Consider the following 17,650-nt stretch of genomic DNA (forward strand, 5'->3'; position numbering starts at 1 on the left):
TATGCCGGAGTGGCATGGGTTATGCTACTCTCCGGGTCCAGGGGGCCAATCTGGCGAATGGGTCGCCAGCGGAGCAGAAGCGCAGAAACGAATGAAAAAAGTCGAAGCGATCATCAAGCCGTTCAAACTCGATGAGGTCAAAGAAGCCCTGCACGAGATCGGCATTCAAGGGCTGACCGTCACCGAAGCGAAAGGCTTTGGCCGTCAGAAGGGCCATACCGAACTTTACCGTGGCGCCGAATATGTCGTCGATTTTCTCCCCAAGGTGAAAATCGAGATCGTCATGGACGATGCGCTGGTCGAACGGGCGGTTGAAGCTATTCAGCAGGCAGCCCATACCGGCCGTATCGGCGACGGCAAAATTTTCGTCTTGCCGGTCGAAGATGCCATCCGCATCCGAACCGGTGAAAAAGGCGGGGACGCGATCTAACGCTTCCCTCTCCCATCTCCAACCCTTAATCTTTCGCCACTTATCCGCAAACGGGAAGAGAACACATGTCCGACGCGAAAACCGTGCTGTCGCTGATCCAGGAAAACGGCGTGAAGTATGTCGACTTCCGCTTTACCGATCCGCGCGGCAAATGGCACCACACGGCTCAGCATATCGTTACGGTGGACGAAGACCTGCTGAACGAAGGCATCATGTTCGACGGTTCGTCGATCGCCGGTTGGAAGGCCATCAACGAATCGGACATGCTGCTGAAGCCGGACCTGTCCACTGCCGTGATGGACCCGTTCTCGGCGCAGCCGCAGCTTATTCTGTTCTGCGACGTGCTGGAGCCGTCGACCGGTCAGGCCTATAGCCGCGATCCGCGCTCGATCGCCAAGCGCGCCGAAGCCTTCGTCAAAGCCTCGGGCATTGGCGATACCGTGTTCATGGGCCCGGAAGCCGAATTCTTCGTCTTCGACGATGTGCGCTTCAAGCAGGACCAGCACGAGGGCTACTACTACCTCGATAGCGAAGAACTGCCGCAGAACAGCGGTAAGGTCTACGAAAACGGCAACTCGGGCTATCGTCCGGGGCCGAAGGGTGGCTATTTCCCGGTGGCCCCGGTGGATAGCGGTTCGGACCTGCGCGCCGAAATGCTTGATGCCATCGCCGGTATGGGCGTTGAAGTCGAAAAGCATCACCATGAAGTCGCCCCGGCCCAGCACGAACTCGGGATTAAGTTCTCGACCCTGCTGAAGTGCGCCGACGGCATGCAGATCTATAAGTACTGCGTGCAGAACGTCGCCCACGCCTACGGCAAGACCGCGACCTTCATGCCGAAGCCGATCTTCAAGGACAATGGCTCGGGCATGCACGTTCACCAGTCGATCTGGAAGGACGGCAAGCCGCTGTTCGCCGGTAACGGCTATGCCGACCTGTCGGAAATGGCCCTCTACTACATCGGCGGGATCATTAAGCACGCGAAGGCGATCAACGCTTTCACCAACCCGACCACCAACAGCTACAAGCGTCTGGTGCCGGGCTATGAAGCCCCCGTGTTGCTGGCCTATTCGTCGCGCAACCGTTCGGCTTCGTGCCGTATTCCGTTCGCATCCAGCCCGAAGGCCAAGCGCGTTGAAGTGCGCTTCCCGGATCCGCTGGCGAACCCGTATTTCGCCTACTCGGCGATGCTGATGGCCGGGATCGACGGGATCATCAACAAGATCCATCCGGGTCAGGCGATGGACAAGAACCTCTACGATCTGCCGCCGGAAGAACTGAAGGAAGTGCCGACCGTTTGCGGGTCGCTGCGTGAAGCGCTGGAAAACCTGGATAAGGACCGCGACTTCCTGAAGCGTGGCGATGTCTTCACCGACGATCAGATCGATGCTTACATCGAGCTGAAGATGGAAGAAGTGATGCGTTTCGAAACCACCCCGCATCCGGTGGAATTCGAAATGTACTACAGCGCGTAATACCCGTTACGCAGGCTTGTGTCGTCCCCCGCTGCCGATCCGGCAGCGGGGGATTATTTTTATGGCACGCCAGGGGGGTATTCCGGTAAAATTCGCTGGCGTTCAACCCGCGTTCGTGATTCAGTCGAGGCGCGCTTTGCGTATGAGGGTGATTAAAACACCCCATCCAGATCAATAGGTTCCAAGGGATGGTTGACCCATGATGCGAGGAATGGCGGCGAAAGGCGGAAATGCCCCCCAGCCCAGCGGCGCTCACCGTGATAAGCGCTATACCATTCCCACGCTCTCGGTCGATCTGTTCGCCACCGTTTATGAAACCCTGCGCTGGTCCTTCTCCCATATGATTATGAAGGAGTATCAAGGGCCGCTGGAGGTTGGGGCGGTTTTCCACGGCGCCTTTACCTTTCCCAATCGCACCACGGTTGGGCTATTCGAAGGCAAGGTGGCGCGCGCCGATGCGGGCAAGCAACTGCTGGGGGTGGAATTTACCTGGATCAGCAAAGAAGGCTTTGCGCTGCTGGAATATATGCATTCGCTGCGGCCCGAGGATAACCCCGACAAGGGCGATCCGATGCGCGTGACCATTACGTATCCGACCATCAATTGGTCGCTCTCCGGCATGCTGCTGGGCGAATATGACCCGCCGGACGACGTGAAGCCGGATATGCAAATTCGCGGCATCATCCGTACTGAAAAATCCCAGGAAAGCGGGATTTTTACCGCGAAGGTGGTGCGGGCCAATGGGGTGCGCCGCACCCTGGCCCTGGCCTTCACCTCGCTGTCGTCGGAACTCTTCGATATGTTGGAAGCGGCGATCAAGAAGCATCCGCCGCTGCCAGATATGTAAGACCCCAGCCCTGGTTAAGGCCAGGGGCCATTACCGGGGGCCGATGGCCCCCGGCAGCGTATGGACCGGCGCGCTAGCGTCGATCTCTTCGGGAATCGCCAAAATCCCCCAGCGGTGGCATAAAGCCCCGAAGCGCGGGCTGGCGGTCAGCACGCACAGCGGAATGCTGAGAAGATAGGCGGTGAGCAGAGGCGCCGCCCACGGGAGCGCGCCCGGCGCGCCGATCCACAGACCGAGACCATACAGCCCGCCGAACAAGGTCGGCAGCCACAGGCCGTGCGCCGCCTGGCCCCAGCGCACCCGATAGCCTTGGCGCTGCTGGGCGTCCCAACCCACTGCCTTACCGAACAGCAACCCCAGCATGAAGCGGGTTTCGATCAGGGCGATCACGGGCGCGAGCAAGGTCATCAAGACCAGTTCGATCAAGGCGCCGCCAACCAGTCGCAGCGTGCCGCCATAGCGCTGGCGCTCCCGACGCTGGATCAGCAAATCGAGCACACCCAGCAGTTTCGGCGAGAGGCTGAGGGTCATGATCACCGCGAAGAGCGTAAGCCCCAGATCGGCGGGGTAAGGGGCGGGACCGGCAGGCAAAAAGGCCTGCGCAAGCCCGAACACCAAAAAGCCCATCCACGCCGGGGCGCCAACATACATCAGGATCGCCAGACCGATTTGAATGCGCGACGGTGCCTTTAACCCCGGTAGCCCCAGAAGCTGGAAATATTGCATGTTGCCTTGGCACCAGCGCAAATCGCGTTTTACGAAGTCGGGCAGGGCGGGCGGGTTTTCTTCCCAGCTTTCGCCTTCTTCCGGCACAACGCGTACCTCGAACCCCGCCCGGCGCAGCAAGGCCGCTTCCACCTGATCGTGCGATAGGATCAATCCGCCCAGCGGCGGCGTGCCCGGCAATACCGGCAGCTCGCAATGATCGCGGAACGGGGCGAGGCGGATCAGGGCGTTATGGCCCCAGAACGGCCCGCAATCGCCCTGCCACCAGGCGCTTCCCATCGTATAGGTCCGCATTCCTTGGCGCATGCCGAACTGAAAGGCGCGGGCAAAGAAACTGCCGGATGGCATGCCGACAACCAAGGTTTGCAACAGCCCGACCTGGGGAAAGGCTTGCAGGCTGCGCACCAACCGTAGGATCGACCGCGCCCCCATCAAACTATCGGCATCCAGCGGCAGGAAGAAATCATAAGGACAGCCGAAGCGCGTTAGGAAGTCCCGCACGTTCCCCGCCTTAAAGCCGGTGTTCTGCTCCCGGCGGCGGTAAATCAGCTCCTCCGGGTGTGCATCGGTCGCTTTCCAGGCGGCAAAGGCGGCTTCTTCGGCGGCTGCCGCCTCGGGACGGGCGCTATCCGACAGAAGATAGAAATGAAAGTGTCGGCCCCAGCCGCTCGCCTCCAGATCGGCGCGCATTAGGCGCAGCCGGGCGATCACCTGCGCCGGATCTTCGTGACGGATCGTCATGGTGATAGCCGTGCGCGTCGTGATCGGGCGGGCGTCGTCCTTCGGCACAAGACGCGGATTAACGGCGGCGACCGGATCAACACCAAGCCGCCCGGCGATATGCACGAGACAGAAGCCGATGCTGGCGTTCCAGAACCCCAATACCGTCCACGGTAGGGTCAGGATAAAGCAGATAAGCGCCCCCACCTCCGCCCAACTCCAGCCGTTCACCTCCAAAATCCTGACCATCAGGCTGGTGACGGCCAAGGCAAGCCCAAGGCAGAGAATCAGCATCAGCCCGCGCCTTAGCGCCAACGAGGGGGCATCGGCCGAGGTTTCCGGGGTAGCGGCAAGGTCGGTCATCAAAAGGCTCGCAAAGGTTGACGCGGGGGACTGGCAAACGCGGCACCGGGGACTATAGTTCGTGACTATGACGACTGATACCGCGCTTGCCCTTTGGTACGTTTCACCCGGCCTACTGGATGCCCGCCCGGCGGTATTGGGGACCGGGAATTTACGCCTTCGCACACTTTATTCGGGCGTCAGTCGCGGCACCGAGCGGTTGGTGCTAACCGGGCAGGTCCCGGCTTCGGAATCCGACCGGATGCGCGGTCCGGCGCAGGAGGGCGATTTCCCGTTTCCGGTCAAATACGGCTATTGCTGCGTGGCCGAGGTAACCGAGGGGCCGGATGATTGGCTGGGGCAGCGGGTGTTTACCCTGCATCCCCATCAGACCGTGTTCCGGGCCGATGCGACCGCCGTAACGCCTCTGCCCCCTGGGCTGCCCCCCGCCCGCGCGGTGTTGGCGGCCAATATGGAAACGGCGTTGAACGCCCTGTGGGACTCCGGCGCTGGACCGGCGGACCGTATTGCCGTGGTCGGCGGCGGCTCGGTAGGGCTGTTGGTCGCAGCCCTGGCCACCGGGCTGCCGGGGGCGCTGGTGAGCCTGATCGATCCCGACCCGGCGCGGCAGGCGCTGGCGGCGCGTTTTGGCGTTTCTCAGGCGGCGATACCGGACGCCGATGTCGTCTTCCACGCCTCTGGCTCCCCCGCCGGGCTGCAAACCGCGCTTGACTGTGCCGGGATGGAAGCCGCGATTATCGAGCTAAGCTGGTACGGCACAAAGCCGGTAACGGTAAGCCTGGGCGGGGCGTTTCATGCGAAGCGCCTGCGCCTGATCGGCTCGCAGGTCGGGCAGGTGGCGCCCAGTCGTCGCCCACGCTGGAGCTATGGGCGGCGGCTGGCGGCGGCGCTCGATTTATTGAAGGACGACCGCTTTGATGCGCTGCTGTCCGATCCAATTCCCTTCGCCGAGGCATCCAACCGCTTGCCTGCGCTGTTATCGGAAGGGGCGTCGGCGCTGATGCCCCTGATCGTCTATCCCACTTAAGGAAACTGCTTGCATGTATGCCCTTGAAGTTCGCGACCATATTATGATTGCCCATAGTTTGCCGCGCCCAGTTTTCGGCCCCGCGCAGGGGCTGCATGGTGCGACCTATATCGTCGATGTTGCCTTTTTCCGCGAGACCCTCGACCCCGATAATCTGGTGGTCGATATCGGCCTCGCGTCCGATGCGCTGAAGAAACTGCTGGCGCCGCTGAACTATCAGAACCTCGATACTGTTCCGGCGCTGGCGGGGCAGATCACCACGACCGAATTTCTCGCCCGGTTCATTTTCGATGGGATGGCCGCCGCAGTCAAAGCGGGGGATTTGGGGCCGCATGCGGCGGGTCTCGCGAAGCTGCGGGTGACGCTGGAAGAATCCCATGTCGCCCGGGCTTCTTTCGAAGGGGCGCTGGCGTGAGGGCTGTTTTCGTCTATCCCGGCGCGCTCGACCAGCCGACCGGCGGCTATCGTTACGATGCGGCGCTGTTGGCGGAATGGGCAGCGGCGGGGATCACGGTACAGGCAATCAGCCTACCGGGGGCCTATCCCCAGCCGACGCCGGACGATCTGGCGGTGGCGGAAGCGCTTTTGGCGCCCGTTCCGCCCAATGTGCCGATTCTTATTGATGGCTTGGCCTTCGCCGTTTTACCGGGCGAGTGGCTCGACCGATTGGGCAAGCGTTGGCAGGCGCTGGTGCATCACCCCCTTAGTCTGGAAACCGGGATCGATCCTGCGCTAGCTGCCACCTTCGAGGCCAGCGAAACCCAGGCCCTCCGCCGGGCCGAGCGGGTTGTGGTAACCAGCCGCGCTACCGGGGAGACGCTCACCGCCCGCTTTGGCGTTCCTGCCGAAAAACTCCTGCTGGCGCCGCCGGGTGTCCGCCGCTACGCGCGCGGCGTAGCGCAGGTGCCGCCGATGATCCTGACCGTTGGGGCGATCAGCCCGCGGAAGAATTTCGATGGGTTGGTGGCCGCCCTGGCGACGATCACCGATCTTGCTTGGATGGCGACCATCGTCGGCTCGGACCAACATTCGCCGGAAACCGGCGCGGCCTTGCGGCAGCAGATCGATGGGTTAGGGCTGGCGGGGCGCATTCGCCTGACGGGGGCCTTGACCGGCGCCGACCTCGATCAAGCCTATGCCGAGGCGAGCTTTTATGCCCATGCCGCCCATTACGAAGGCTTCGGCATGGCGCTAGCGGATGCCCTGGCCTCCGGTCTGCCCACGGTCGCCTCGGTCGGCGGGGCGGTGGGCGATTGGCTGCCGGACGGGGCGGCGATCAAAGTGCCGCCGACCGCCGAAGCCCTCGCGGAAGGGTTGCGTCGCCTGCTGACCGATCCCGAGGCGGCACAGCGTCTCTCGGCGCGCGCTGCCGGTATACCCTTTCCCACCTGGGCGGGCAGCGCCGCTGCGGTGGCGAGTCTCTGGTCATGAGCGGCTTTTCGGCGGAATGGCTTGCCCTGCGCGCCCCGGCCGATACGGCAGCGCGCGATGCGGGCCTGTTGCGGGCGGCGGCGGACCTCGCCCCAGCACGGGTCATGGACCTTGGGTGCGGCACCGGGGCGATGCTGGCCACGCTTCAGCCGCTGTTACCCCGCCCGGCGGCCTGGGTGCTGGTCGATGGTGATGTTGGGTTGCTCGATCAAGCGGCACAGCGCGCCGCCGCCCTTGGGGTAGTCGCCACGCCCCAGGCGTGCGACCTGCTCGCAACCCCGCTTCCGGCAGCGGCGGCGGATTTGGTGACGGCGACGGCACTCTTCGATCTTGTCTCGGCCGACTGGCTGGACCGGTTTCTCGACGCGCTCTCCGCCCGGCGGTTACCGCTCTATGCCGCGCTTTCCTACGATGGGGGAATGGCGTGGAGGCCCCCGCACCCGCTCGACGGGGCGGTAACGGCGGCCTTCAACCGCCATCAACGCGGACCGAAGGGCTTTGGTGGCCCGGCGCTGGGGCCAGAGGCACCGGCGGCGCTGGTTGCCGGGCTAGAGGCGCGCGGCTATCGCGTGACGGTCGCCGATAGCCCCTGGCAGGTCGGGGCCGATCAGCCCGCTTTTACAGCGGCTTTGCTCGACGGAATCGCGGCGGCAGTGGCGGAGCAAGGTTCCATGCCAACGATTGCGGACTGGTTAGCCGCCCGCCGCGCCGCGACCCATCATACCGAGGTTGGGCATCGTGATCTGTTGGCCGTTCCGCTTTAGAGCGGCCACATCCGCCGCATCAGCCCATCCTTTAGAAAAACCTGATGGTAGATCACCCCGGCCACATGGGCGCCGATCAAACCGATCAGGGTGAAACCGAGGAAGACGTGGACGGAGAATATCCCCTCGGCCAGCGGCTTATTCTCTGCCGCCAGGCTTGGCAGCGTTGTCAGCCCGAAGAAGATCACCGGGGCGCCATAGGCCGAACTGCCGACCCAGCCGAGCACGGGCAAGGCGACCAAGGCCGCATAAAACCCAAGATGGACGGCATGGACGACCCGGTGTTGCAGTGGGGTCATCCCGGGGGCTGGGGGCGGTAACGGACCGCGAAACCGCAGCCAGAGCCGCAAGATGATCAGCCCCAGCGCCAGCAGCCCGAACGACCGATGCAGGTCGAACAATTGGTTCATCAGCGATCCGGGCGGAACCCGGCTCATCGCCAGGCCGAGGAGAAGGGTGACGAGGATAAGCGCCGCCATCAGCCAATGGAGCAATCGAAGTGCGCGGGGGTAGCGGTCGGTCATTCCGGGTCTCCCTTCGGGAAGGCGCAATCGACGACGATATCGCCGCCGCAGAGCGGGTAACAGCGGGTCACCGGGCGCAGGGCGCCGTCGAGCCGATCAATCGGCGGTAAGGAGAGGCCCGGCAGGCCCGAACCGATAATCAAGGGCCCCATCAGCAGGTGCAAGCGGTCGAGCGCCCCGGCGGCAAGAAAATGCGAAATTGTCGTCGCCCCACCCTCGACCAACACACGGGTTAGTCCCGCAGCCCTTAGGGTTTCCAGCAGGATCGACGGCGGCAGCGCCTCGCCCGCAGCACCGGGGAGTGGGAGGATTTCCACCCCCGCTGGGCGGGGATGGTTGCCCCGTTGCAGCACGATCCGCCGCCCGGGCGTATGCCAGAGGCGGGCAGAATTGGGCACGCGGCCATTGGGGTCCAGCACAACCCGGGCGGGTTGCGGGCCGGGCACATGGCGAACCGTCAGCAAGGGATCGTCGGCAATCACCGTGCCCGCCCCGACCAGCACGGCATCGACCAGGGCGCGCAGGCAGTGGAGATGGGTCAGCGCCGCCGATCCATTGATGTAATGGGAGTGGCCGGTCCGGGTGGCGATACGCCCATCGAGCGACTGCCCCAACTGCCCGATCACCAGCGGCGCGGTGCCGAGCAGCGGGTCAAAAATCGCCGAGAAGGGGCAACCCGGCTCCGGTGCGAGCGCGCGGGTGCGGGCATGCCGGTCGAGCAGCGCGTGCCAGCGCTCCAGCGGAAACTCGATCTCGGCGGCGGCGGTAAGGGCGACCATGCAATGGACCTAGGGTTCCCGGAATAAAAGACCAGTGCGGCGGACCGGGCAGGGCGGTAAGGTCGCGCCATGCTCGGGCCGATTTCTTCCCCCATTATACTCGCTGCCGCGCTTTTAGATGCAGTGATTGGCGATCCGCCGATCGTTTGGCGCCGGGTGCCGCATCCGGTCGTTTGGGTCGGGCGGATGATCACCCTGACCGAAGCGCGTTTGAACCGGGGTGGCTCCGCCCGGCGGCGGGCGCTCGGGCTTCTAGCGCTGGCGCTATGGCTCTCGGTTGGCGTCGGGTCAAGCCTGGGGTTGTTGGCCATCGTGCCGGAAGGGGCGGCGGTTGCGCTTACTCTTCTCGGTGGGGCTGTGCTCTTGGCGCAAAAGAGCTTGGCGGATCATGTGCTTGCCGTTGCTAGGGGGCTGGAGGTGTCTCTCGCCGACGGTCGGCAGGCGGTTTCAATGATCGTCGGGCGCGATCCCGAGGTTTTGGACGCGGCGGCGGTGGCGCGGGCGGCGATCGAGTCGGCGGCAGAGAATTTTTCTGATGGGTTCGTTGCGCCGCTGTTCTGGTTCGCCCTGTTCGGGCTGCCGGGGATCGTTGGCTATAAGATCATCAATACCGCCGATAGTATGGTGGGGCATCGCACCGCCCGTTACGCTGCCTTTGGCTGGGCCTCCGCCCGGCTGGACGATCTCGTGAACCTGCTTCCAGCGCGGCTTGCGGGGGCGGCGATCGCGGGGGCGGCTTTTTTTCTAAGGCATGACGGGCGGCAGGCGCTGCGGGCGATGGCGCGCGATGCGGGGCATCACCGCTCCCCCAATGCCGGGTGGCCGGAAGCGGCGATGGCGGGCGCGCTTGGCTTGGCGCTGGCCGGGCCGCGCCGTTATGGGGCGGAGATCGTCGAGGATGGGTGGATGAACGATGGGGGGCGGGCAGCGGCAACGGCGGGCGATATTCGCGCTGCCGTGCGCCTGATGCGCGGTGCGGCGGTTTTGGCGGTGCTGCTGGCGGCAGGGCTTCGGGTGCTGGTTTAACCCGCCCGCGCCGCCCAGAGGGCTTGAATGAAGCGCCCGCGCACTTTCATTGACGGCGGCAGGCCGATGCGCAGCCAAGTCGGTTGCGCGGCGAAGGCGCGGACGAGAATGCCCTGCTGGCCCAGCCGGTCGGCGATGCGGTGCGCGTCCGGTGTTTCCACAAGACAGAAGAAATCCGTGCGCCCATGCAGCGGCAGGCCTGCGGTCGTCAGGCTTTCGGCCAGTTTGGCGCTTTCCCGGCGCAGACGGTTGCGGGTGATCGTGTGCCAAGTTTTATCCTGCAGTGCCTCGGTTCCCCAGTGTAGGGCCTGGGGGCCAAGGCTCCATGATCCCAGCATCGCTTCCAACGGATCGGTAAACGTGGGATCGCCCCAAACGAAGCCCAGGCGCAGGCCCGCGAGACCGAAGAATTTGCCGAACGACCGCAGCCCGACGACGCCGGGCCTTTGAACCAGCGGGGCCGGGGCGGTATCGGCATAGGCCTCATCGACGACGATCAGCCGGTAGCGCCCGGCTAGGTCATCAAGGTCAAGACCGGGATAGGTCTCCCCTGTCGGATTATTCGGGCGGCAGAAGACCAGTACATCCGCGGCGGTTGGTTCCGGGGCCTCGGTGACCCGATGGCCCGCCGCTTCCCATCCGGCGCGATGCCCGCCGTAGGTTGGACCGAGCAGGCAGACATGGCCCGGCGGCAGCAAGCGCGGCAACAAGTGAATGGCGGCCTCGCTGCCCGGAACGGCGGCGAGGCCCGCATCGGGCGGCAGGGCATAGGCGCGGCGGGCGGCGGTCAGCAGGTTTTGCCGCTCGGCGGGCGTGGGCAGACGGGCCAACATCTCCTTCGGCAGTTTCGGCACTCGCCAGGGCCAGGGGTTGATCCCTGTCGAAAGATCGAGCCACGGGCCTTTCCAATCGGGCCAGCGGGCGTGGGCGGCGGCAATATCGCCGCCGTGGTACAGAAGCGCGGGCGGTAGCATTAGGAGGCCGCCAAGGCGCGGGCGGCGTCGGCGAGGCTCGGCCCGGCACAAATCCACGCAGCGGTCGGCACACGGCGGCGTTCGGCTGCCAGGGCGGCCAGGGCCGGATGAACGACGAGCGCTTGGGCGCGCGATGTGGCTTGGTTCATGTGCTCGTCGAGCACCAGCACATCGGGTTTGGCGGCGAGAACCGCTTCGACGGAGAGCGTGCCGCTGCGCGAGACGCCCAAGTCGCCCGCGAGATTGCGGAAGCCGACCGCTGCCAGGATTTCGCCGCTGATCGATTGCGGGCCGGACGTATAGCCATTCGGGCGCCAAACCAAGGCTGTGCGACCCATTCCACCGGAAGCCTGAGCGTCGGCGAGTTGGCGGGTAAGATCGGCGATCATCGCGTCGCCCGCCTCCGGCACCTCTAACCGGGCGGCGAGGGCGCGGATCATGGCGTGGGTCGCGGCAAGACTATCGGGGGCGGGCAGGCGATGCACGGCGATCCCCTGGCGCGCGACGATTTCCGCCGCCTTGCGCTCCCGGAAACTGCCCGCCACCACCAGATCGGGGCGATGGCGGATCACGTCTTCGGCACTGGGCATGACCACCGGCAGGCCGCGCGCTGTGCTCGCCGCCGCCGATAGGCTTGGGTCGGCGGCGAGGGGGGAGACGGCGGCAATCCGGTCGCGCGGCAGCAGCCCCAACACCAGTTGATCGGCACAAAGATTGGTCGAAATCACCCGCTGCGGCGGGGCGGCTTGGGCGGTTCCGCTTAGAACCGCCGCCAGCAGCAGACTAAGAACGAACTTTGACATAGGAGCCGGGCGCGGCCTCCAGCACCGGATGTTTTGCCGACCCGAGCGCGCGGGCCGGAACATCCGGGCCGGATTTGTCGCGCAGCCACTCCCGCCACGTCGGCCACCAGGAACCAGGGCGCTGTTCGGCCCCCTCCAGCCAAGCGTCGGGCGTTGGCGGGCAGTCCGGGCGTGTCCAATGCATATATTTGTTCGCGGCGGGCGGATTGACGATCCCGGCAATATGGCCGGAGCCGCCAAGCAGGAATTGCACCGGCCCACCATAGACCTGCGTGCCGATATAGGTGCTTTTCCACGGGGCGATATGATCTTCCCGCGCCGAAACGATGATGGTCGGCACTTTCACTTTGCGCAGATCGATCTTCACGCCATCCAGCTCGATACCGCCCGGTTCTACCAGCAAATTCTGCTGATACATTTTGCGCAGGTAGAAGCTGTGCATGGCGGCGGGCATGCGGGTGGAATCGCCGTTCCAATACAGAAGATCGAAGGGGAAAGGGTCTTTGCCGAGCAAATAGTTATTGATGACGAAGGACCAGATCAAATCATTGGCCCGCAGCATATTAAAGCTGTTGGCCATCTCCTTGCCTTCCAGCACACCGTTTCGTGCCATGCGCGCTTCCAGCGACTGAAGCTGTTCTTCATCAATAAAGACCGATAGTTCGCCTGCCTCGGTAAAATCCACCATTGTGGTAAAATACGTAACGCTATTGACGGGCGCGCGGCGCTTCGCGGCAAGATAGGCGAGGGTGCTGGCGGTCAGGATGCCGCCCAGGCAATAGCCGATCATATTGGCTTTCGGCTCGCCGGTAATCTCCAGCACCGCGTCCAGCGCCGCCAGCGTGCCTTCTTTCATGTAATCGGCAAAAGTTTTACCGGAAAGGCTGGCGTCTGGGTTCACCCAGGAAACGCAAAAAACCGTAATCCCCTGATCGACAGCCCATTTGATGAAGGAATTTTGCGGTTTCAAATCCAGAATATAATATTTGTTAATCCACGGCGGAACAATCAGCAGCGGAATCTTCTGAACCGTCTCCGTACTAGGGGTATACTGAATCAACTCGATCAGATCATTACGAAATACGACCGCACCCGGAGTGGTCGCAACATTACGGCCAATCTCGAAGGCTTCGGTATCGGTCATCGAAATCTTGAGTTCGCCGTTACCCTTTTCCAAATCCTCGACGAGGTTCTGAAGCCCGTCGAGCAGATTTTTGCCGCCGGTTTCTAGTGTCTTGCGCAGCACTTCCGGATTGGTCAGCAGGAAGTTGGAGGGCGCCATCGCATCAACGAACTGGCGCGTATAGAAATCGACCTTACGGGCGGTGGCTGGGTCCAACCCTTCGACCTCGCGCACCTGGTTCTGCATCCAGCGTGCCGCCAGCAGGTAGGATTGCTTGATGTAATCGAACAGAACATTTTCGTTCCAGGCGGCATCTTTAAACCGCTTGTCGTCGCGGTTCGGGGTAACGATGGGGGCCGCTTCTTCCCCCATCCAGCGCCGCGCCGCGCTTTGCCAAAGGTTCAGATATTCGCCCCAAAGCTCTACCTGCGCTTGGATGAGTTTGGCGGGATCGGTCATCAACCGCGCGGTCATTTCCAAAAACGCAGAAGCAATCGAACTGGTTCGGCCAGGATCGGCCAGCAACGGGTTATCCCGATGCCGTTCGATGAAAGCGGCCAGCACAGAATGGCTGCGTTCGGCGATATCGCCCATCACGCGCGACCATTCCACCGGATCGGGCAGGCCGATGGTGGGTGTTTCAGGGGCGGCCTGATTGGGGGTTTGCTGCTTTTGGGTCATGTTTGTCCTCCCTCCCCTTGGTTTTGGCGCGGCCTTTCGCGGATGAACCGCCCCGCCGGGTACTGGTTTTGCTTGCCAGGACGGGGGTTTTTGCGTGTTCTGTCCGCGCGGTTCGCGCTTCCCCTGGATAGCATGGATGAAGCACGGTCGCAGCCGGAAAGCGTTGCATAGGGTTTGCGCAGGGGACGAGCATGGGTGATCGGGGCACAACGAAACACGGCGGGATGCGGATGGGCCGGTTGGTATCGGCATCGCTGCTGGCGGTTTTGCTGAGCGGCTGTAGCGATCTTGGCCTGTTCACCAATACAAAGACCGCCGATGACGGCACCTATCCCAATCTTGGCAGCGTGCCCGCGCGTCCGGCGCCCCGGTCGGATCCGGCCGAACGGCAAACCGCGCGCGACGGGTTGGCGGCGGACCGCGCCAATGCGCGCTATAGCGCTGATCCCATCCGGCGGCCCTATCCCGAAGGGGCGGCGGCGGCAGTACCGCCCGATGGCAATTTCCCCGTGCAATCGAATTTTCGTCCGACCGAAGCGCCGCCCGGATCGGCCCCGGCGCCGCAACCGGTGACAGTTCAGAAAATCGGCGAGGTGCAACCGTCCCGCCTGGGGATGCCCGCCGCGCCGCCGTCTGATCCCCGGCAACCGGCACCGGAAGCCCCGCCGCCCGCGCCGGTCGATCTGGTACCGCAGGCCGCGTCCGTCTCGGTTCCGCCCGCACCAGCGCCAATCAGCGCCGCCGTTCCGGTTCCGCCCCCGCCCCCGGCTGCGCCGCTGCCGCTGAAATCCGGCGCCGATATCGATGCGAAACTTCAGGCGATGGTCGCTGCCTCTGGCGCCGATCCGACCCCGACGACCTATATCGGCGCGCCGGGGCCAAGCGTTCCATCGCTGGCGACGCTCTATTTCCGCGATGGGTCTGCCCAGCTCGATGGGGCGGCGCTATCGGTGCTGAAACAGGTCGCGGCGATCCAAAAATCCCGAGGTCAGCGTCTGGTGCTGGTCGGCCATGCAAGCCGCCGGGCGGAGACGAATGACCTGCTAAAACGCGAAACTTTCAATCAAAAAATCAGCGCAGCGCGTGCGGAAAATACCCGCAAAGCCTTACAACGCTTAGGTGTTAAGGCGCTGATGGTCACCGTGCGCGCCGCGGGCGATCAGGCGGCGGTCTTCGACGAGGCCGCACCCGCCGGGGAAGCCGCCAACCGCAAGGTCGAGATTTATCTTGAAGACTAAGGCCGCCCGCGCCTAAACGAACAATCCGCCCCGGCGCGTGGGGACAGCCGGGACGGCCTTCATTCGTCCCCGTAGGATCGAGACATGGACAGCGACTTTCACAGCATTCGCCGCTTACCGCCTTACGTCTTTGCGGAAGTGAACAAGCTGAAAGCCGCCGCCCGAGCTAATGGCAGGGATGTCATCGACCTCGGCATGGGCAACCCCGATAGTCCGACGCCGAAACATATCGTCGATAAGCTGATCGAAGCCGTGCAGAACCCGCGCGCCCATCGCTACTCGATGAGCAAGGGCGTTCCCGGTCTGCGCAAGGCGATTGCGGGTTATTACGAGCGCCGGTTTAACGTGCCGCTCGACCCGGAAACCGAAGTGGTGGCGACGCTCGGCTCGAAGGAAGGGTTGGCGAACCTCGCCAATGCCATTACCAGCCCCGGCGATACCATTATGGTGCCGAACCCTTCCTATCCCATTCATGCCTTCGGCTTCATGATGGCGGGGGCGTCCATCCGCCATCTGCCGACGACTGAAGGCACCGACTTTATGCATATGCTAGAGCGGGCGGCGAAACATTCGGTTCCGGCCCCGACGGCGCTGATCGTCAATTACCCGTCGAACCCGACGGCGGAAGTGCGCGGGCTGGATTTCTACGCCGATGTCGTGGATTTCTGCCGCAAGCGCAATATCTGGATCCTGTCGGATCTCGCCTATTCGGAAATCTATTTCGATGACAACCCGCCGCCGTCGATCCTGCAGGTGCCGGGGGCGATGGATATTGCGGTGGAATTCGGCAGCCTATCGAAGACCTACTCGATGCCCGGCTGGCGCATGGGGTTTGCGGTCGGCAATAAGAAGCTGATCAACGCCCTGACCCGGATCAAATCTTACCTCGATTACGGCGCGTTTACGCCGATCCAGGTGGCGGCCACGGCGGCGCTGAATGGCCCGCAAGATTGCGTCGATGAAATCCGCGCCATGTATAAGCAGCGTCGCGACGTGATGATCCAATCCTTCGCGCAAGCCGGATGGGATATTCCGTCCCCGCCCGCGACCATGTTTGCCTGGGCGCCGATCCCGGACCGCTTTAAGCATCTCGGCAGCTTAGAATTTTCCAAGCGTCTGCTGCTGGAAGCCGATGTGGCGGTCGCCCCCGGTGTTGGTTTCGGTGAATATGGCGACGGTCACGTCCGTCTCGCGCTGGTGGAAAACCCGCAGCGCGTGCGCCAGGCCGCCCGGTCGATCAAGGCGTTCCTAAGCCGCGACGATGTGGCCGATGCCGCCTACAAACCCGTGCTGCAAGCGGCAGCGCAGTAAGCGTTTCGCCCCGACGACGATTTAAGAGTGAGAGAAGTGGTTATGGAAGATCGTAAACCGTTGCGCGTCGGCATTGCCGGTTTAGGGGTTGTCGGCGCGGGCGTCGTCGGGGTGTTGCAACGGAACGCCAAGGAAATCGCGGCGCGCGCCGGTCGTCCCATCGAAGTGGTGGCGGTGGCCGCGCGTGACCGCACCCGCGACCGTGGGGTCGATCTCTCGCAGGTCTCTTGGGCCGATAGCGCCGCCGATTTGACCGGGCGTAATGATATCGATGTGTTCGTTGAACTCATCGGCGGGTCGGAAGGCGTGGCGCGCGAGGCCGTGGAATCGGCCCTTGCGCGGAGCCTGCCGGTGGTGACGGCCAATAAGGCGCTGCTGGCCCATCACGGCGCCGCGCTGGCGCGGATGGCCGAAGCCAAGGGCGTAACACTGGCGTTTGAAGCGGCGGTGGCGGGCGGTATTCCGGTCATTAAAGTGCTGCGCGAAGGGCTGGCGGCCAACCGCTTCAGCCGCGTCTACGGTATCCTCAACGGCACCTGCAATTACATCCTGACTAAGATGCGCCAGGAAGGCCGCGATTTTACCGACGTGCTGACCGATGCGCAAAAACTCGGCTATGCTGAAGCCGACCCAACCTTCGACGTCGATGGTATCGACGCCGCGCATAAACTATCGATCCTGGCGGCGGTTGCCTTCGGGGCCGATGTGGCGTTCGACAAGGTGCATGTGGAAGGCATCCGCCACGTTTCGGCGGTGGATATCACCTTTGCGGAAGAGCTTGGCTATCGCATCAAACTGCTCGGCATTGCCGCGCGGACGGATGCGGGGCTGGAACAGCGGGTTCACCCCTGCATGGTGCCGGTCGATAGCGCGATTGCCTCGGTCGAGGATGTGTATAACGCCGTGGTGGCCGAAGGCGATGCGGTGGGCACCTCCATGCTCGTTGGCCGGGGCGCCGGGGCCGGGCCGACCGCGTCGGCGGTCGTCTCGGACCTCATCGACCTTGCGCGCGGCGTGACCGTACCGACCTTCGCCGTGCCGGTGGGGGATATGGAGCCGATCCCCAGCGTCTCTATCGATAAGCACCGGGGGGCCTATTACGTCCGCCTCATGGTCCTCGACCAGCCGGGGGTGATTGCCGATATCGCGGGCGCTTTGCGCGACGAAAAGGTTTCGATGGAAGCCATGATCCAGCGCGGTCGCAATCCGGGGGAAATCGTGCCGGTGGTCCTAACTACCCATGAGACGGATGAAGCCGCCATGCGCCGCGCGCTGGCCCGGATCGACGCCATTCCCGCTGTCACGGAACCGCCGCGCGTCATCCGCATCATGGAACAATTGTAAGCGCCCGCCTTTAGCGCTATCACCCTGCCCATTCTTGCCCCCGCGCCCGACGGGGGCTTTTTGG

General features: G+C 63.7%; 17 protein-coding genes. 11 read left to right on the forward strand and 6 right to left on the reverse strand.

Features of this window, described 5'->3' with window-relative positions; genetic code table 11:
- The first annotated feature begins 91 nt into the window (after nucleotides 1-91).
- The 3 genes from CHR90_RS03195 (at nucleotide 92) to CHR90_RS03205 (ending at nucleotide 2,752) form a co-directional block, all read left to right on the forward strand.
- Entirely contained in the window at nucleotides 92-430 is a 339-nt protein-coding gene (locus CHR90_RS03195; RefSeq protein WP_094407537.1) for a P-II family nitrogen regulator, read from the forward strand.
- Nucleotides 431-495: 65 nt separating this feature from the next.
- Nucleotides 496-1,905, forward strand: a complete 1,410-nt coding sequence (gene glnA, locus CHR90_RS03200; protein WP_094407538.1) for a type I glutamate--ammonia ligase — start codon at nucleotides 496-498, stop codon at nucleotides 1,903-1,905.
- A gap of 211 nt (nucleotides 1,906-2,116) precedes the next feature.
- Nucleotides 2,117-2,752, forward strand: a complete 636-nt coding sequence (locus tag CHR90_RS03205) for a PilZ domain-containing protein (RefSeq protein WP_094407539.1) — start codon at nucleotides 2,117-2,119, stop codon at nucleotides 2,750-2,752.
- A 30-nt stretch (nucleotides 2,753-2,782) separates the two neighbouring features.
- On the opposite strand, the gene mdoH is transcribed toward CHR90_RS03205, so the two are convergent.
- The gene (gene mdoH, locus CHR90_RS03210; RefSeq protein ID WP_267890153.1) at nucleotides 2,783-4,726 is read right to left on the reverse strand and encodes a glucans biosynthesis glucosyltransferase MdoH; all 1,944 of its coding nucleotides are present in this window, start codon (nucleotides 4,724-4,726) and stop codon (nucleotides 2,783-2,785) included.
- On the opposite strand from mdoH, the gene CHR90_RS03215 reads away from it, so the two are divergent.
- Genes CHR90_RS03215 through CHR90_RS03230 form a run of 4 tightly spaced genes read left to right on the forward strand, consistent with a single transcriptional unit; the run spans nucleotide 4,629 to nucleotide 7,783 of the window.
- A complete protein-coding gene (locus tag CHR90_RS03215) occupies nucleotides 4,629-5,588 on the forward strand; it encodes a zinc-dependent alcohol dehydrogenase (RefSeq protein WP_170941274.1) in 960 nt (319 codons plus the stop codon). The two genes, mdoH and CHR90_RS03215, sit on opposite strands and share 98 nt — an antisense overlap.
- Before the next feature lie 13 nt (nucleotides 5,589-5,601).
- Entirely contained in the window at nucleotides 5,602-6,003 is a 402-nt protein-coding gene (locus CHR90_RS03220) for a 6-pyruvoyl trahydropterin synthase family protein (RefSeq protein WP_094407542.1), read from the forward strand.
- Nucleotides 6,000-7,019, forward strand: coding sequence for a glycosyltransferase family 4 protein (locus CHR90_RS03225; RefSeq protein WP_094407543.1), 1,020 nt, complete (start codon nucleotides 6,000-6,002; stop codon nucleotides 7,017-7,019). The genes CHR90_RS03220 and CHR90_RS03225 overlap by 4 nt, the downstream gene beginning before the upstream one ends.
- Complete coding sequence (locus CHR90_RS03230; RefSeq protein WP_094407544.1) at nucleotides 7,016-7,783, forward strand: class I SAM-dependent methyltransferase; 768 nt, start codon at nucleotides 7,016-7,018, stop codon at nucleotides 7,781-7,783. Before CHR90_RS03225 ends, CHR90_RS03230 begins: the two co-directional genes overlap by 4 nt.
- Here CHR90_RS03230 and CHR90_RS03235 read toward each other — a convergent pair.
- Nucleotides 7,780-8,307 (reverse strand): cytochrome b, encoded by a 528-nt coding sequence (locus CHR90_RS03235; protein WP_094407545.1) that lies wholly within the window; start codon nucleotides 8,305-8,307, stop codon nucleotides 7,780-7,782. The two genes, CHR90_RS03230 and CHR90_RS03235, sit on opposite strands and share 4 nt — an antisense overlap.
- On the reverse strand, nucleotides 8,304-9,086 hold the full coding sequence (locus CHR90_RS03240) for a RibD family protein (RefSeq protein ID WP_094407546.1): 783 nt from the start codon (nucleotides 9,084-9,086) through the stop codon (nucleotides 8,304-8,306). Before CHR90_RS03240 ends, CHR90_RS03235 begins: the two co-directional genes overlap by 4 nt.
- A 69-nt stretch (nucleotides 9,087-9,155) precedes the next feature.
- On the opposite strand from CHR90_RS03240, the gene cbiB reads away from it, so the two are divergent.
- On the forward strand, nucleotides 9,156-10,112 hold the full coding sequence (cbiB, locus tag CHR90_RS03245) for an adenosylcobinamide-phosphate synthase CbiB (protein WP_094407547.1): 957 nt from the start codon (nucleotides 9,156-9,158) through the stop codon (nucleotides 10,110-10,112).
- Here the strand turns inward: cbiB and CHR90_RS03250 are convergent.
- The 3 genes from CHR90_RS03250 to CHR90_RS03260 are packed head-to-tail and all read right to left on the reverse strand — an operon-like array spanning nucleotide 10,109 to nucleotide 13,693.
- Nucleotides 10,109-11,086, reverse strand: a complete 978-nt coding sequence (locus CHR90_RS03250) for a threonine-phosphate decarboxylase (RefSeq protein WP_094407548.1) — start codon at nucleotides 11,084-11,086, stop codon at nucleotides 10,109-10,111. The genes cbiB and CHR90_RS03250 overlap by 4 nt on opposite strands.
- Entirely contained in the window at nucleotides 11,086-11,889 is an 804-nt protein-coding gene (locus CHR90_RS03255; RefSeq protein WP_170941270.1) for an ABC transporter substrate-binding protein, read from the reverse strand. The genes CHR90_RS03250 and CHR90_RS03255 overlap by 1 nt, the downstream gene beginning before the upstream one ends.
- Nucleotides 11,870-13,693, reverse strand: coding sequence for a PHA/PHB synthase family protein (locus tag CHR90_RS03260; RefSeq protein ID WP_170941271.1), 1,824 nt, complete (start codon nucleotides 13,691-13,693; stop codon nucleotides 11,870-11,872). The genes CHR90_RS03255 and CHR90_RS03260 overlap by 20 nt, the downstream gene beginning before the upstream one ends.
- 191 nt (nucleotides 13,694-13,884) lie before the next feature.
- Here CHR90_RS03260 and CHR90_RS03265 point away from each other — a divergent pair, with 191 nt between their 5' ends.
- The 3 genes from CHR90_RS03265 (at nucleotide 13,885) to CHR90_RS03275 (ending at nucleotide 17,586) form a co-directional block, all read left to right on the forward strand.
- The gene (locus tag CHR90_RS03265) at nucleotides 13,885-14,931 is read left to right on the forward strand and encodes an OmpA family protein (protein ID WP_094407550.1); all 1,047 of its coding nucleotides are present in this window, start codon (nucleotides 13,885-13,887) and stop codon (nucleotides 14,929-14,931) included.
- A gap of 84 nt (nucleotides 14,932-15,015) precedes the next feature.
- Nucleotides 15,016-16,242, forward strand: coding sequence for an LL-diaminopimelate aminotransferase (locus CHR90_RS03270; RefSeq protein WP_094407551.1), 1,227 nt, complete (start codon nucleotides 15,016-15,018; stop codon nucleotides 16,240-16,242).
- A gap of 42 nt (nucleotides 16,243-16,284) precedes the next feature.
- Nucleotides 16,285-17,586, forward strand: a complete 1,302-nt coding sequence (locus CHR90_RS03275; protein ID WP_094407552.1) for a homoserine dehydrogenase — start codon at nucleotides 16,285-16,287, stop codon at nucleotides 17,584-17,586.
- Nucleotides 17,587-17,650: the final 64 nt, after the last annotated feature.

Source organism: Elstera cyanobacteriorum, from assembly GCF_002251735.1.
Lineage (GTDB): Bacteria > Pseudomonadota > Alphaproteobacteria > Elsterales > Elsteraceae > Elstera > Elstera cyanobacteriorum.

Coding starts and splice junctions, on each gene's coding strand:
- CHR90_RS03195 (WP_094407537.1), top strand. CDS start 92: ATGAAAAAAGTCGAAGCGATCATCAAGCCGTTCAAACTCGATGAGGTC.
- glnA (WP_094407538.1), top strand. CDS start 496: ATGTCCGACGCGAAAACCGTGCTGTCGCTGATCCAGGAAAACGGCGTG.
- CHR90_RS03205 (WP_094407539.1), top strand. CDS start 2,117: ATGGCGGCGAAAGGCGGAAATGCCCCCCAGCCCAGCGGCGCTCACCGT.
- CHR90_RS03215 (WP_170941274.1), top strand. CDS start 4,629: ATGACGACTGATACCGCGCTTGCCCTTTGGTACGTTTCACCCGGCCTA.
- CHR90_RS03220 (WP_094407542.1), top strand. CDS start 5,602: ATGTATGCCCTTGAAGTTCGCGACCATATTATGATTGCCCATAGTTTG.
- CHR90_RS03230 (WP_094407544.1), top strand. CDS start 7,016: ATGAGCGGCTTTTCGGCGGAATGGCTTGCCCTGCGCGCCCCGGCCGAT.
- CHR90_RS03235 (WP_094407545.1), bottom strand. CDS start 8,307: ATGACCGACCGCTACCCCCGCGCACTTCGATTGCTCCATTGGCTGATG.
- CHR90_RS03240 (WP_094407546.1), bottom strand. CDS start 9,086: ATGGTCGCCCTTACCGCCGCCGCCGAGATCGAGTTTCCGCTGGAGCGC.
- cbiB (WP_094407547.1), top strand. CDS start 9,156: ATGCTCGGGCCGATTTCTTCCCCCATTATACTCGCTGCCGCGCTTTTA.
- CHR90_RS03250 (WP_094407548.1), bottom strand. CDS start 11,086: ATGCTACCGCCCGCGCTTCTGTACCACGGCGGCGATATTGCCGCCGCC.
- CHR90_RS03255 (WP_170941270.1), bottom strand. CDS start 11,889: ATGTCAAAGTTCGTTCTTAGTCTGCTGCTGGCGGCGGTTCTAAGCGGA.
- CHR90_RS03260 (WP_170941271.1), bottom strand. CDS start 13,693: ATGACCCAAAAGCAGCAAACCCCCAATCAGGCCGCCCCTGAAACACCC.
- CHR90_RS03265 (WP_094407550.1), top strand. CDS start 13,885: ATGGGTGATCGGGGCACAACGAAACACGGCGGGATGCGGATGGGCCGG.
- CHR90_RS03270 (WP_094407551.1), top strand. CDS start 15,016: ATGGACAGCGACTTTCACAGCATTCGCCGCTTACCGCCTTACGTCTTT.
- CHR90_RS03275 (WP_094407552.1), top strand. CDS start 16,285: ATGGAAGATCGTAAACCGTTGCGCGTCGGCATTGCCGGTTTAGGGGTT.